The organism is Azospirillum sp. B506, assembly GCF_000333595.1.
GTDB lineage: Bacteria > Pseudomonadota > Alphaproteobacteria > Azospirillales > Azospirillaceae > Azospirillum.
The window spans coordinates 1-13,676 of the sequence record NZ_BADK01000851.1; the positions used below are offsets into that span (position 1 = coordinate 1).

The following is a 13,676-nucleotide window of genomic DNA, read 5'->3' on the forward strand; positions in this document are numbered from 1 at the left end:
CCACCGCCACGCCGCGGGCGCGCAGCGCCGCCAGCAGCCCGAGCGTCAGCGTCGTCTTGCCGGTGCCGGACGCCGGGGCGGCGACGATCAGGCCCTTAGTCATTCGTCCCTCTGGCATGCTGCAGCGCCGTCTGGGCCGGCAGCCAGTCCAGCGCCGGGCGCAGCCGCACCATTTCGCCGATGACGATGATGGCCGGCGGCTCCAGCCCGCTCGCCGCCAGTTCGGCGACGCAGCTGCCGAGCGTCGTGACGAGGCTCTTCTGGTTGGCGGTCGTCGCCTCCGTCACCACGCCGACCGGTGTGTCGGCGGACAGGCCACCCGCCATCAGCTCCGCCGCGATGGTCGGCAGCGCCTTCCAGCCCATATAGAGGATCAGCGGGGCCTTGGTGGCGGCCAGCGCCCGCCAGTCCGGCCCGCCGCCCAGCGAATGGCCGGTCGCCAGGATCACCGCCTGGTTGGTGTCGCGGTGGGTCGCCGGGATGCCGGCATAGGCCGGGCCGGCGATGCCCGACGTGATGCCGGGCACGATGCGGAAGGAGATGCCCTCCGCCGCCAGCGCCTGCGCCTCCTCGCCGCCGCGGCCGAAGACGAAGGGGTCGCCGCCCTTCAGGCGCAGGACGCGGTGCCCCTCCTTCGCCAGTTCGATCAGGCGGTTGGTGATGTCGTCCTGGTGGGCGGAAGGGCGGCCGCCGCGCTTTCCGGCGAATTCCAGCCTTGCCGACGGGCTGGCGAGCGCCATGATCCGTTCGCCGACCAGCGCGTCATGGACGATGACGTCGGCTTGCCTTAGACCTTGCAGGGCCAGCAGGGTCAGCAGGCCGGGGTCGCCGGGGCCGGATCCGGCCAGCCAGACGCTGCCGGGGGCGAAGGGGACCAGGACGCTTTCGGGAATGGACGACTCAGACGACATGAACGCGGACTCGGGCTCGGAGAAGACGGAAGGCGGTGCGGAGATTGCCGGCGCCGCAGAGGGCGCTGCAGGGGGCATGCCGGAACATGCTACACCCTTGCGCCGCGGCTGGACGACGGGAACCTGCGCCACCGCCGCGGCGCGGGCGGCGGCGGAAGCCCTGTTCGGCCGCGAGTTTCCCGATCCGGTGACCGTGACCCTGCCCGGCGGCCAGACCCCGGCCTTCGCCCTGGCGGTGACGGAGTGGGGGGAAGGGCCGGACGGACCCTGGGCCGCGGCCGGCGTGGTCAAGGATGCCGGCGACGATCCCGACGTGACCCACGGCGCACTGGTGCGGGCGCGGGTGTGGCGCGGCGTGCCCGGCGGCGGCGTGACCTTCCGCGCCGGTCCCGGCGTCGGCACGGTGACCCTGCCCGGCCTGCCGCTGCCCGTTGGCGAGCCGGCCATCAACCCGGTGCCGCGCAGCATGATCGCGCAGGCGGTGGGGGAGGCGGCGGCAGCGGCCGGGCAGCCGGCCGATCTGGTGGTCGAGGTCGGGGTGGAGAATGGCGAACTGCTGCCAAGCGCACGATGAACGGGCGGCTCGGCATTCTCGGCGGGCTGTCGATCCTGGGGACCACGGGGATCGTCGTGCCCTATTCCTGCGCGGCCTGGATCGCCTCGATCCAGCGCGGCATCGACGTGGCGCGGGCGGCGGGGCTGAGCCATGTCGCGGCCTGCACCGGCGATCTGTCGGAAAAGGCGGTGGTGGCGCGCTATGGCCTGTCGGAGCAGGCGCTGCTCGACATGGGGGATTTCGTCGGCGGCACGCTGAAGTATCTGCGCCGGCATCCGGTGCCCCGCCTGACGCTGTGCGGCGGCTTCGCCAAGTTCGGCAAGCTGGCGCGCGGGCTGATGGATTTGCACAGCAAGCGCAACAGTGTGGATTTCGACTGGCTGGCCGGGCGGCTGGCCGATCTCGGCGCCGGGCCGGAGCTGGTCGCGCAGGCGCGCGGCGCCAACACGGCGGCGCAGGTGCTGGGCATGGCGGACGCCGCGGGCTTGGCCCTGGCCGACCATGTCGCCGAACTGGCGCGCCGCGCCGCCCAGGAGGTTCTGGAAGATGCGCCGGTCGCCGTCGAGGTGCTGGTCACCGACCGCCAGGGGCGCATCGTCGGAAGCGCTCACTCCCCCAACTCCTGGCCCAGCCCCCGGTAACGCCGCACATGGCTGCCGTCATAGAGCGCGCTGCAGCGGAACTCCTCATGCCCCAGCGCCGGGCCGACCAGGATCAGGGCGGTGCGTTCCATCGGTGAGGCCGCGACCTGTGCGGCAATGTCGGCCAGGGTGCCGCGCAGAACCCGCTCGTCCGGCCAGGTGGCGCGGTAGACCACCGCCGCCGGGCAGTCGGCGCCGTAGAGCGGGGTCAGCCGCTCCACCACCCGGTCGATGACGTGGATCGACAGGTGGACCGCCAGCGTGGCGCCCGAGGCGCCCAGCACCTCCAGCGTCTCGTTGGCCGGCATGGCAGAGGCGCGCCCCTCGGTGCGGGTCAGGATCAGCGTCTGGCTGACCTCCGGCAGGGTCAGCTCCCGCCCCAGCGCAGCCGACGCGGCGGCGAAGGCTGGAACGCCGGGGGTGATGCTGTAGGGGATGCCGAGTTCCCGCAAGGCGCGGGTCTGCTCGCCCAGGGCGCTGTAGACCGACAGGTCGCCGGAATGCAGCCGGGCGACATCCTGGCCGGCGGCATGGGCGGCCTGGAACTCGGCGACGATCTCCTCCAGCGTCAAGGGCGCGGTGTCGACGATCCGCGCGCCGGCCGGGGCGTGGGCGATGATCTCCTTCGGCACCAGGGAGCCGGCATAGAGGCAGACCGGGCAGCGCGCGATCAGGTCGCGGCCGCGCAGGGTCAGCAGGTCGGGAGCGCCCGGTCCGGCACCGATGAAATGGACGGTCATGAGCGGGTCCCCAGAAAAACGTCAGAAGTCAAGGCAACAGCAGGCAGGGCGAGCGCCACGGTGGCGCGGGGGGTGGAGCGGCGCGGCAGCAGCAGGCGCGATCCCGGCCCGGCGGCGGCGAGCGCCGCAGCTTCCGCCACCGAGGCCAGCCCGACCGCGGCCAGCACGGTGGCGGAGCGGGTGTGGACACGGTCCTGCGCCGCCAGCATCGCGTCCTCGCCGATGAAGCGCAGCGGCAGGCCGAGCGCGCGGGCGGCCTCCGCCAAACCTGCTTCGTGGGCCTTCATCGCCGGAGCGGCCAATGCCGCCAACTGGCGCGCGGCGTCGGGCAGGGCCGCCTCGTCGAAGGCGGCAGCGACCAGAGTGGCGATCTCCTCCCAGCCGCAGCCGCGGCGGCAGCCGAGCCCGGCAAAGACCGGGCCGAACAGCTGGGCGTCGGGAGTCAGGCGGTCCATGGGCCCTCCCCATACGGCTTTTCCGCTCGCCACAGCGTGACCGGCATCGCCGCCCGCCAGCCACGGAAGCCGCCGACCGCCGAGGCGCGGGCCACCGAAATCTGGGTCAGCTCACCGCCGAGGCGCTTGTGCGCATCGATCAGCACCGCCTCGCTTTCCAGCGTCACCGCATTGGCGGCGATCCGCCCGCCGGGGGGCAGGGCGTCCCAGCAGGCCGCCAGGACGCCGTCCGCCGTCAGCCCGCCGCCGATGAAGATGGCGTCCGGCCGCTCCAGACCTTCCAGTGCCGCCGGCGCCTTGCCGCGCGCCAGTTGCAGGCCGGGCACGCCGAGGGTGGAAGCATTGGCGAGGATGCGGGCGATCCGTTCCGGATGATGGTCGACGGCGATGGTGCGGTTGGCGGGATCGCGCAGCATCCATTCGATGCCGATGGAGCCCGACCCGGCGCCGACATCCCACAGCAGTTCGCCCCGGCGCGGCGCGAGGAAGGACAGGGTGACGGCGCGCACCTCGCGCTTGGTGATCTGGCCGTCATGCTCGAACCAGTCGTCGGGCAGGCCGGGCGCCAGCGGCAACACGCGGGCACCGGGCGCGGCGACGCAGTCCAGCGCGATGGTGTTGAGATCGGCGGCGCGCCCGGCATTCCAGGCCTCGGCGGTGCCCTCCAGCCGGGATTCGCGCGGGCCGCCCATCGCCTCCAGCACCGTCAGGCGCGTGGCGCCGAAGCCGCGGGCGCGCAGCAGGGCGGCCAGCTTGGCCGGAGTCGTTCCGTCCCAGGAAAGAAGCAGAATCTTTGCGTTCGGTTGCAGATACGGAATGACCTGTTCCAGCGGGCGGCCATGAACGGTCAGGCAGCGGCAGTCCTGCAAGGGCCAGCCCAGCCGGGATGCGGCGAGGCTGAAGGCGGAAGGTGCCGGGATCACAGTCGTTTCCGCAGCCGGAACGAGTCGCGACAGCGTGGCGCCGACTCCGTACCAGGACGGGTCGCCGCTCGCCAGCACGCAGACCCGCTGGCCGCGCCGGCCGAGCAGGCCGGGGAAGGCATCGATCATCGGCGACGGCCAGGGCAGACGTTCCTGCCCCGCAACGATCGGTACAAGATCGAGGTGACGGCTGCCGCCATAGAGGATGGATGCAGTTTCGACCGCCGCGCGGGCGGCGGGCGACAAACCGTCCCAGCCGTCCTCGCCGATGCCGACGATGGTGAGCCAGCGGGCCGTTCCCATGCTATCCATGGTGCCGATCCTGACGGTTGGGGAGGGGGAGTTGGTCAAGGCGCTGACGGTCAAGGTGTTGATCCTGGGCGGCACGACGGAGGCGACGGCGCTGGCCAAGCGGCTGGCCGGCCATCCGCGCATCGACGCCCGCGTGTCGCTGGCCGGCCGCACGAAGAACCCGGTGCTGCCGCCGCTGCCGGCCCGCATCGGCGGTTTCGGCGGGGTGGAGGGCTTGGCCGGTTACCTGCGCGCCGAGGACATCGGTGCGGTCATCGATGCGACGCATCCCTTCGCAGCGCAGATCTCCGCCAATGCCGCTGCCGCCTGCGCACTGGTGGGGGTGCCGTTGCGTCTCCTGACCCGTCCGGCCTGGGTGGCGGGGCCGGGCGACCGCTGGATCGGTGTGCCGGACATGGGGGCTGCGGCGCTGGCGCTGCGCGGTCTGGGCGACACCGTGTTCCTGACCATCGGCCGGCAGGAGGTCGCGGCCTTCGAGGCGATGCCGGACAAGCATTACCTGATCCGTGCCGTCGACCCGCCGGAGCCGATGCCGGCCCTGCCGCACATGAGCCTGATCCTCGACCGCGGGCCGTTCACCGTGGAGGGCGAACTGGCGCTGATGCCCGGCCAGGGGGTGGAGGTGGTCGTCAGCAGGACAGCGGCGGACGCGCCACCGACGCCAAGCTGGAGGCCGCTCGCGTGCTGGGCCTGCCGGTGGTGATGGTGGAGCGGCCGGGCCGGCAACGGCGTGGCGGAGCTGCACGGCGTGGAGGATGCGGTGGGATGGCTGGAGGGGATGGGCCTGAAGCGTCCACGGCTGTCCTTTACCCCCGGTAATGCCGGGGGGTGTAGACCCAGCGTCCGCCATCGGCCCGTGCCACGAAGCGGGTGTGCGAGGCGCCGATGATGACCAGCGTGCGCATGTCGGCCTGCTCCGCCCGCACCTCGCCCAGGGTCGTGACGGTCAGTTCCTCGTCGGCGCGGCCGACGGCGCGGCCCAGCACGATGGGGGTCTCGGGCGCGCGGACATCGCGCAGGGCGTCGAAGGCGGCCCCCAGCTGCCAGGGGCGGGCCTTGGAGATCGGGTTGTAGAGCGCGATGACGAAATCCGCCTCCGCCGCCAGACGCAGGCGCTTCAGCACCACCTCCCATGGTTTCAGATTGTCGGACAGCGAGATGGCGCAGAAATCATGGCCCAGCGGCGCTCCGGCCCGCGCGGCGGCGGCCTGCATGGCGGAAACGCCCGGATCGACCGACAGCGGGATGGCGCGCCACGCCTCGGGCGCCTCGGGGTCGTCCAGCGCCTCGAAGATGGCGGCGGCCATGGCGAAGATGCCGGGGTCGCCGCCCGACACCACCGCCACCCGCCGGCCCTGCGCCGCCAGATCCAAGGCGAAGCGGGCGCGGTCCAGCTCGACCCGGTTGTCGGAGGCGTGGCGCACCTGATCCCCCGGCGGCACGCGCTCGACATAGGGGAAATAGCCGACGAGGTCGGTCGCCTCGGCCAGATCGCGCCGGGCCTCCGCCGTCAGCCAGTCCTCGGGGCCGGGGCCGAGGCCCACGACTTTCAACCAGCCAGTCTTCTCCGGGGCCGTCATCCGCGCCTGCCCTCGCCCGGAATGACGATCTGCGAGAAGTAGGGGGCGACGTCCGGCGCCTCCAGGAAGGGCATGAAGCGCTGTTCCTCCATGCTGGCGCGTTCCACATACCATGCCCGCTCGGCCAGACCGGCGGCGGCGATGGCGCGGCGGACCTTCGCCAGGTTCTGGCCCAGCTTCATCACCACGCAGGCGTCGGCGGCGGTCAGCGCGCGGACCAGCGACTCCTCGTCCAGCGTGCCGGGGATCACCGACAGCACGTCGTCGCGCAGCATCAGCGGGCGCGGCAGCAGCGAGGCGCTGCACACCATGCTGGTGACGCCGGGAATCACCTCCGCCCGGAAGCGGCCGGACAGACGCAGGAACAGATGCATGAAGGAGCCGTAAAAGAACGGATCCCCTTCGTTCAGCGCCGCGACGGAGCGGCCGGCGGCGAGATGCTCGGCGATGCGCCCGGCGGACTCGTCGAAGAAGGCTTCGATCTGGCGGCCATAGTCGGGATGGGTCGGCGGCAGTTCCACCGTCACCGGATAGACCATCGGCAGTTCGATCTGGTCGGGCCTGATGGCCTGATCGGCGATGCGGCGGGCCTGCCCTCTGGTGCCGCGCTTGCAGAAATAGGCGACGACCGGACAGGCGCCGATGGTGCGCACCGCTTTCAAGGTCATCAGTTCCGGGTCGCCGGGGCCGACGCCGACGCCGAACAGGGTGCCCAGGGTAGAGGGATTGGGGGTGTCGCCGCTCATTCGACGTCGCTCGCCAGCGCGTTGACGGCGGCGGCGGCCATGGCGCTGCCACCACGCCGGCCGCGGATCGCCAGATAAGGAACGCCGAAGGGGTTTTCCGCCAGCGCCTCCTTGCTTTCCATCGCGCCGACGAAGCCGACGGGAAAGCCGAGGATCGCCGCCGGCCTCGGCGCACCGGCCGCCAGCTTCTCCAGCAGGTAGAACAGGGCGGTCGGCGCATTGCCGATGGCGACCACCGACCCGCCCAGCCGCTCGCCCCACAGGTCGAGCGCGGCGGCGGAGCGGGTGTTGCCGATGGTCTTGGCCAGATCGGGCACGGCGGCATCGCGGAGCGTGCAGACCACATCGTTGCCGGCCGGCAGGCGGGCGCGGGTCACGCCGTGGGCGACCATCTCGCTGTCGCAGAGGATCGGGGCACCGGAGCGCAGGGCGGCGCGGGCGGCGCTGCCGACATCGGCGGAGAACAGCAGGTCCCGGGCCGCATCGATCATGCCGCAGGCGTGGATGACGCGCACCGCCACCGGCTTGAGGTCGTCGGGGATGGCGGACAGGTCGGCCTCGGCCCGGATGGTGGCGAAGGACTGGCGGTAGATGGCCGCTCCGTCGCGGATATAGTCGTAGAGCGGCTCAGGCACCGGTGGACTCCTCGGTCAACAGATCCGCGACGCGGGCCACGGCGTCGGCGGGAGACAGGCCGGTGTGCGGGGAATCGTCACCGGGTCTGGCGTTCAGGGCGACGTCATACAGCCCGTCGCGGGCGGTCAGGGTGACATCGGCGATGGCGGAATGAGCGCAGCCCTTGGCACAGCCCGACACATGCACCATTCGCACAGGGTCCAGCAAGGGTCCTGCGCGCTCCGCGATGGCCAGCGCCGTCGCATGGGTGTCGGTTGTGCCGACATCGCAGCCGCCCATCCCGCTGCAGGCGGTCAGCTTCAGCCGGCGGTCGGTGTGGGAGAGGATGGCGCCGTGGCTGCTGGCGACGGTTGCGGCGTTCGCGGAGGGAGCGACGAGGATCAGGGCGCGCCAGGGGGTGATGCGGATTTCCGTGCAGGTGGACGCGAGGGCGGCGAGGGCGGTGGCGGTGAGACGGCCGAAGGGGAAGGCGGTGGTCAGGAAGGCCGGCGCCTCCCCGCCACGGGATCCCTTCTCCCCCCTGGGGAGAAGGTTAGGATGAGGGGGGTCGGCAACGCCGAAGACATCCATGACATGAGTCCCCCTCACCTTGATCCTCTCCCCGCTTTCGGCGGACCGGAGGTCCGCCTGTCGCGTCAGCGCAAACGAAGTTTGCGCGTGAGCGGGGGGGAGAAGAGGAACCGAGGCGATGAGGCGCGTTACGAATGGCTCCGTCCCAATCCCCGCAACCAGACCCGCCATGCGGCGCGGCGGCTCCGGCAATTCGGCGCGCAACTCCAGAAAGGCCCGCCCCAGCGCCGACGCCACATCCGCCACGTCGTCGGCCCGGCAAAGTCCCAGCGGCACCGCCGTCGCCAGCGTTCCCCCCAGCGCAACCCGGAAGCGCTCGCCATCCACAGCGTCGAAGCGCACGTCCGTGCTGCTGTCCGCCAGATGGCCGATCCCGCCGCCGCAGACCAGCCAGCCGAACTTCGGCGGCAGGCGGCGCAGGGCCGTATCCTCCGCCAGCCGCGCGTCGAGCGTACGTGCCACCGCGCGTACGTCCATCAGCGCGGCCGGGTCCAGCCCGGCGGTGGGGGAGCACAGCACGTTGCGGACGGCCTCGCTTTCTGCGTCGCCGGAAACATAGCCCATCGCGCGCAGAGCCTCGGTCACCGCCTCCAGCCCGTCGGGGGCGATGCCGCGCAGTTGCAGGTTGCCGCGCTGGCTGAGGTCGATCGAGCCGTTGCCGTAACGATCTCCCAGCTCAGCGATGCGGCGGGCATGGTCGGCGGGCAGCACTCCGGCCGGAACGCGGACGCGCAGCAGCAACCCGTCGCCGACCTGCATCGGCACCAGAACGCCGGGGCAGGCGCCGCGGCGGCGCGGCTGGGTTGCGCAGGGGTCGTCATGCGGCGGTCTCCCGGAGGCGCCGCAGATCCTCCGCGGTGGAGTTGCGGCGGGAGTGCCACAGACCGCGGTCGAGCGCCTCGCTCATCCGCGCCAGAATGTGCCGGGCAGCGGCGGGATTGTCCTGCGACAGGAAGTCCCACACCTCCGCATCTTCGACATACGCATCGTACAGCAGGTCGAAATGGGCGGGGCGGACGGCGTCGGTGGTGGCGGCGAAGGCGAACAGCGTGTCGACGCTGGCCGCCAGCTCCGCCGCCCCGCGATAGCCGTGGCGCATCATGCCCCGGATCCAGCGCGGGTTGGCCGCCCGCCCGCGCAGGGTGCGGGCGATCTCCTCCGCCAGGGTGCGGACGGCGAGCTTGTCCGGATCGGCGCTGTCGAGGTGGTAGAGCGCCGGTTCGGAGTCCTCCAGCGCGGCGGCGGCGGCGAAGCCGCCCTCGAACTGCATGAAGCCGTCGGTGGACAGCACGTCGTGCTCACGCTGGTCCTGATGGTGGACCAGCGCGTCGGCGCCTCCCACCCGGCGCCGGAACAAGGCGGGCAGAGGCACGCCCTCCAGCCCGGCGCCGTAGGCGTGGCAGCCGCCTTCCAGATAGGCCGCACCGAAATCGGCCCGCGCGGTCCAGTCGCCGCGCGCGATCATGCCGGACAATGCCGTGCCATAGACGCCGGGGGCGGCCCCGAAGATGCGGGCGGTGGCCCAGCGGCGGGCATCCTCCGCCTCGGTTCCGGCTGCCGCGAGGCGCCGTTCCTCGGCCTGCGCGGTGGCGGCCAGCGGGTTGACGTCGTCCGGCTCGTCCAGACCGGCGACGGCGCGCACCGCCTGATCGAACAGGGCGATCTGCTGCGGGAAGATGTCGCGGAACAGGCCGGAAATGCGCAAGGTCACGTCCACCCGCGGCCGGCCGAGCACGCCGGCCGGCATGATCTCGTAGCCGGTGACGCGGCCGGACCCGTTCTCCCAGAGCGGGCGGACGCCGAGCAGGGCCAGCGCCTGTGCCAGTTCGTCGCCGCCGGTGCGCATGGCCGGGGTGCCCCAGCAATCGACCACCAGTCGATGCGGCCAGTCGCCATGGTCCTGGAGATAGCGGGTGATCAGTGCGTCCGCCGCCTGCCAGCCGAGAGTCCAGGCCGTCGGCGTCGGCACCCCGCGCGGGTCGAGCGCATAGAGGTTGCGGCCGGTCGGCAGCGTGTCCGCCCGCCCGCGTGCCGGCGAACCGCCGGGGCCGGGGCGGATGAAGCGGCCGTCCAGCCCGTCGAGCAGCGCCCGCATTTCCGCCTCGCCGCAGGCATCGACCGCGCTGGCGACCAGGGCCGGATCGGCGGAGCGGGCAACGGCGGCGGTAAGGCGGTCGCGACGCTCGCCGGCCGGGCTGCGGCCGAACACATGCAGGCCGTCGCGGATCTGCATCTCCTTCACGTCGCAGAGATGGGCGTCCAGCCGCGACAGGATGGCGTCGGGATCGTCGTCGGGCCGCAGGTTGCAGTCGGCGGCGACGCCGGACTTCCAGGCGAGGTCGAGGATCGTCTCGCGCAGCAGGCCCAGCCGCCGCGGATCGAGCCCGGTCGCCTGCGAATACTCGTCGATGGCGGTTTCGAGTGCGGCGAGGTCGCCGTGGAGACCGGCTTCCACCGGCGGCGGAGTCAGATGGCCGATCAGCACGGCGCCGAGACGGCGGCGGGCCTGGACGCCCTCGCCAGGGTTGTTGACGATGAAGGGGTAAAGCGTCGGCAGGGCGCCGCCGACACTCTCCGGCCAGCAGTCGGCCGACAGGGCCACCGCCTTGCCGGGCAGCCATTCCAGCGTGCCGTGGGCGCCGATCTGTACCAGGGCATCGATGCCGGCGACATGGCGCAGCCACAGGTAAAAGGCGAGATAGCCGTGGCTGGGCGGGGTGTCGGGGTCGTGGTGCTGGGCGGTGGTCAGCGGTCCGTGGCCCCGGCTGGGCTGCACCGCCACCATGGCATTGCCGCAGCGCAGGGCGCGGAAGGCGAAGGCGCCGTCATGGCAGGCAGGATCGGCGGCGGGCTCGCCCCAGGTGTCGGCGATGCGGGCGCGCAAGTGCGGCGGGACAAGGCGCAGATAGTCGTCCAGCGACAGGGTCGCGGTGGGCGGGGCGGTGAGGGCCTCCATCAGCCTGGCGCCGCTGTCCGGAAGGGCGGACAGGCTGTAGCCTTCGGCAGACAGCCGCCGGAGCATCGCCACGGTGCTGGCCGGGCTGTCGAGGCCGACGGCATGGCCGATGCCGCCGCCGGGGCCGGGATAGTCGGACAGCACCAGTGCCAGCCGCCGATCGGCCCGTGGGGTGCGGGACAGGCGGACCCAGCTGGCGGCGAGGTCGGCGGTGAAGGCGACCCGGTCGGGAATCGGGCGCAGGGCCGGGGCGGCGAATTGCAGGTCGGGGTCTGGTTCCCCCGCCGTCTTGAAGGCGATGGCACGGGCGATGATGCGGCCGTCCATCTCCGGCAACACGACATTCATCGCGAGGTCGGACGGCGCCAACCCGCGCGAGGACGCCTGCCAGCCGGCTTCCGGCGTGGTGGCGAGGATGGCTTGCAGCACCGGGCTGCCGTTGGCCTCCAGCGGCGAGCCGTCCTCGCGCGCCGCCGAGAAGGCGGTGGTGTTGACGACGATGGCGGCGTTCTGCGCGGTCAGGCTGGCGCGCGTCCAGGCGGCGCAGTCCGGCTCCTTCAAGCTGGCGACGAACAGGGGGCGGGGGGCGAGGCCGCGCGCGGCCAGCGCGTCGCACAGGGCATGGACCGGGGCGAGGTCGCCGGCCAGCAGGTGGGAGCGGTAGAAGACCACCGCCGCGACCGGGGCGTTGGCGGTGGCGTTGCCGGTTGTGGACCCGGTCCAGCCGTCATAGGCGCCGAAGCGCGGGACGGGCGCGGGATCGTCATGGGGCAGCGGCCTGCCCGCCAGCGTCGCGGCGCAGGCCAGCAGATGGCCCATATTGGCCGGGCCGCCCTCGGTGAAATAGCGCCACAGGCGGTCGGCGGTTTCGGCCGGCACCGTTCCGTAAGCGGTGAGGTTGGGGTCGGGCTGTGCCTCGCCGGACAGGACGGCCAGCGGGATTTGGCGCTCGCGGCAGAGGGCGGAAAGGCGGTCGAGGCCATAGCGCCAGTATCCGCTGCCGCCGAGCAGGCGCAGGACAACCAGTTTCGCCTTGGCAACGATGCTGTCGGCGTAGAGGTCGACCGACAGGGGATGGCCGAGCCGGTTGAGGTTGGCGAGGCGGAGGCTGGGCAGCCGCCCAGGCCGGCGCCCATGGCCCGCCCGCCATGCGGCGGCGAGTGCGGTCAGGTCGCTGTCGGAAAAGGACAGCATGACGAGGTCGGCCGGCGTCTGCCCCAGATCTTCCGCCTGGGGGCCGGCGTCCAGTTCGTCCTGGCGGGCGGCGAGAAGATGCATGGTCTGATGTCCAGGGGCGACTGCCCCCTTCCCCCCTCGAAAACGGTGAAGGTCAAGAAGGGGACAGGCGCCGCGATACCCTAACGCTTACCCGACAACCGCCCGCGTCACCGCGTCCCGGTCCAGACCGGCCTCGCCGATCACCACCAGACGGCTGCGGCGCTCCTCGCCGGGCTTCCACAGGCGGTCATAGTGGGTCTGGATGCGGGTGCCCACACCCTGGACCAGCAGGCGCATCGGCTTGCCGGGCACGTCGATGAACCCCTTCAGGCGCAGGACGCCATGCAGGCCGGCGACCTGCTCCAGCGTCATCGCCAGAGCGGCCGGATCGGGCTGCGCCGGCAACTCCACCACGAAGCTGGTAAAGTCGTCGTGGTCGTGGCCCTCTTCGTCGTCATGGTGGCTGGGACGGTTGGCGAGATCGTTCTCCACCGCCGCACCGACACCGAGCAGCACCAGCGGATCGACCGCCCCCTGGGAGGCCCGGACCAGCTTGGCATCGCGGCCGACCGTGTGGGCGAGGGCGCCGCGGATCAGCCCTTCGACGCGGGCGAGGTCGCCGTCGGCCAGCAGATCGGTCTTGTTGACGACGATCAGGTCGGCACAGAGCAGCTGGTCCTCGAACACCTCCTCGATCGGCGTGTCGTGATCGACGGTGCCGGCGGCGTCGCGCTGGGCCTCCAGCGCCGCGGGATCGGGGGCGAAGCGGCCCTCCGCCGCGGCCGCGGCATCCACCACGGCGATGACGCCGTCGACGGTGACGCGGGTCTTGATCGCCGGCCAGTGGAAGGCCTGGACCAGCGGCTTGGGCAGAGCCAGACCGCTGGTCTCGATCACGATGTGCTCGGGCGGCTCCGGCCGGGCCAGCAGCTTCTCGATGGCCGGGACGAAGTCGTCGGCGACGGTGCAGCACAGGCAGCCGTTCGCCAGTTCGATCACGTCGTCTTCGGTGCAGGTCGGGTTGCCGCAGGCGCGCAGGATGTCGCCGTCGATGCCGACGTCGCCGAACTCGTTGATGATCAGCGCCAGCCGGCGCCCGTCGGCCTTTTCCAGCAGACCGCGGATCAGCGTGGTCTTGCCGGCGCCGAGGAAGCCGGTGATGACGGTCGCCGGAACCTTGCCGGCGGCCGTTTTCGCAAGAGCGAACATGGGACTGAGCCTCCTTAGCGCGCGCCGGGCTGGACCCGCAGGGCCGGGCGGGGTTCGGCGGACTCGCCCACCAGACCGCTCAGCAGCCAGCCGCTGGCGGAACCCAGGATCGCCCAGAACAGGGCAGACCCGCCGAGCGAGGCGGCGAAGAAGCGGGCGGCCAGCTCCGGCGGAACCGCACCCTCGGCACTCTCCGGATGGGGGGCGCCGATCAGGTGGGGCA

12 protein-coding genes and 1 pseudogene are annotated in these 13,676 nt (G+C 72.3%); 2 read left to right on the plus strand and 11 right to left on the minus strand.

Annotated features, from left to right (window positions below):
- Nucleotides 1-95: 95 nt before the first annotated feature.
- Nucleotides 96-911: a uroporphyrinogen-III C-methyltransferase gene (cobA, locus tag I71_RS26430; RefSeq protein WP_042701001.1), complete on the minus strand. Its 816-nt coding sequence runs from the start codon at nt 909-911 to the stop codon at nt 96-98.
- Nucleotides 912-987: 76 nt separating this feature from the next.
- Here cobA and I71_RS26435 point away from each other — a divergent pair.
- A pseudogene (locus I71_RS26435) lies at nt 988-2,108 on the plus strand (cobalt-precorrin-5B (C(1))-methyltransferase).
- On the opposite strand, the gene cobM reads toward I71_RS26435, so the two are convergent.
- The 3 genes from cobM to cbiE are packed head-to-tail and all read right to left on the minus strand — an operon-like array spanning nt 2,075 to nt 4,529.
- Complete coding sequence (cobM, locus tag I71_RS26440; RefSeq protein ID WP_042701003.1) at nt 2,075-2,848, minus strand: precorrin-4 C(11)-methyltransferase; 774 nt, start codon at nt 2,846-2,848, stop codon at nt 2,075-2,077. The pseudogene I71_RS26435 and the gene cobM sit on opposite strands and share 34 nt — an antisense overlap.
- Nucleotides 2,845-3,303 carry a cobalamin biosynthesis protein gene (locus I71_RS26445; protein WP_042701005.1) on the minus strand — a complete coding sequence of 153 codons (459 nt, stop codon included), beginning with the start codon at nt 3,301-3,303 and terminating at the stop codon, nt 2,845-2,847. Before I71_RS26445 ends, cobM begins: the two co-directional genes overlap by 4 nt.
- Nucleotides 3,291-4,529 (minus strand): precorrin-6y C5,15-methyltransferase (decarboxylating) subunit CbiE, encoded by a 1,239-nt coding sequence (cbiE, locus tag I71_RS26450; protein ID WP_083897414.1) that lies wholly within the window; start codon nt 4,527-4,529, stop codon nt 3,291-3,293. The genes I71_RS26445 and cbiE overlap by 13 nt, the downstream gene beginning before the upstream one ends.
- Between cbiE and I71_RS26455 the strand changes: the two genes are divergently transcribed.
- Nucleotides 4,528-5,241 carry a cobalt-precorrin-6A reductase gene (locus I71_RS26455; protein ID WP_244434065.1) on the plus strand — a complete coding sequence of 238 codons (714 nt, stop codon included), beginning with the start codon at nt 4,528-4,530 and terminating at the stop codon, nt 5,239-5,241. The genes cbiE and I71_RS26455 overlap by 2 nt on opposite strands.
- A gap of 103 nt (nt 5,242-5,344) precedes the next feature.
- Here I71_RS26455 and cobJ read toward each other — a convergent pair whose 3' ends face one another.
- The 7 genes from cobJ to I71_RS26490 form a co-directional block, all read right to left on the minus strand.
- Entirely contained in the window at nt 5,345-6,118 is a 774-nt protein-coding gene (gene cobJ, locus I71_RS26460) for a precorrin-3B C(17)-methyltransferase (protein WP_042701009.1), read from the minus strand.
- Nucleotides 6,115-6,864 carry a precorrin-2 C(20)-methyltransferase gene (locus I71_RS26465; protein WP_042701011.1) on the minus strand — a complete coding sequence of 250 codons (750 nt, stop codon included), beginning with the start codon at nt 6,862-6,864 and terminating at the stop codon, nt 6,115-6,117. Before I71_RS26465 ends, cobJ begins: the two co-directional genes overlap by 4 nt.
- Nucleotides 6,861-7,499 (minus strand): precorrin-8X methylmutase, encoded by a 639-nt coding sequence (locus I71_RS26470; RefSeq protein WP_042701014.1) that lies wholly within the window; start codon nt 7,497-7,499, stop codon nt 6,861-6,863. Before I71_RS26470 ends, I71_RS26465 begins: the two co-directional genes overlap by 4 nt.
- Entirely contained in the window at nt 7,492-8,829 is a 1,338-nt protein-coding gene (locus I71_RS26475; protein WP_083897413.1) for a precorrin-3B synthase, read from the minus strand. The genes I71_RS26470 and I71_RS26475 overlap by 8 nt, the downstream gene beginning before the upstream one ends.
- Nucleotides 8,830-8,887: 58 nt before the next feature.
- Nucleotides 8,888-12,304, minus strand: coding sequence for a cobaltochelatase subunit CobN (gene cobN / locus I71_RS26480; RefSeq protein WP_042701018.1), 3,417 nt, complete (start codon nt 12,302-12,304; stop codon nt 8,888-8,890).
- Nucleotides 12,305-12,391: 87 nt separating this feature from the next.
- A complete protein-coding gene (gene cobW / locus I71_RS26485; RefSeq protein ID WP_042701020.1) occupies nt 12,392-13,453 on the minus strand; it encodes a cobalamin biosynthesis protein CobW in 1,062 nt (353 codons plus the stop codon).
- Between the two features lie 14 nt (nt 13,454-13,467).
- A partial coding sequence (locus tag I71_RS26490; protein WP_042701022.1) for a CbtA family protein occupies nt 13,468-13,676 on the minus strand: 209 nt, incomplete at its 5' end.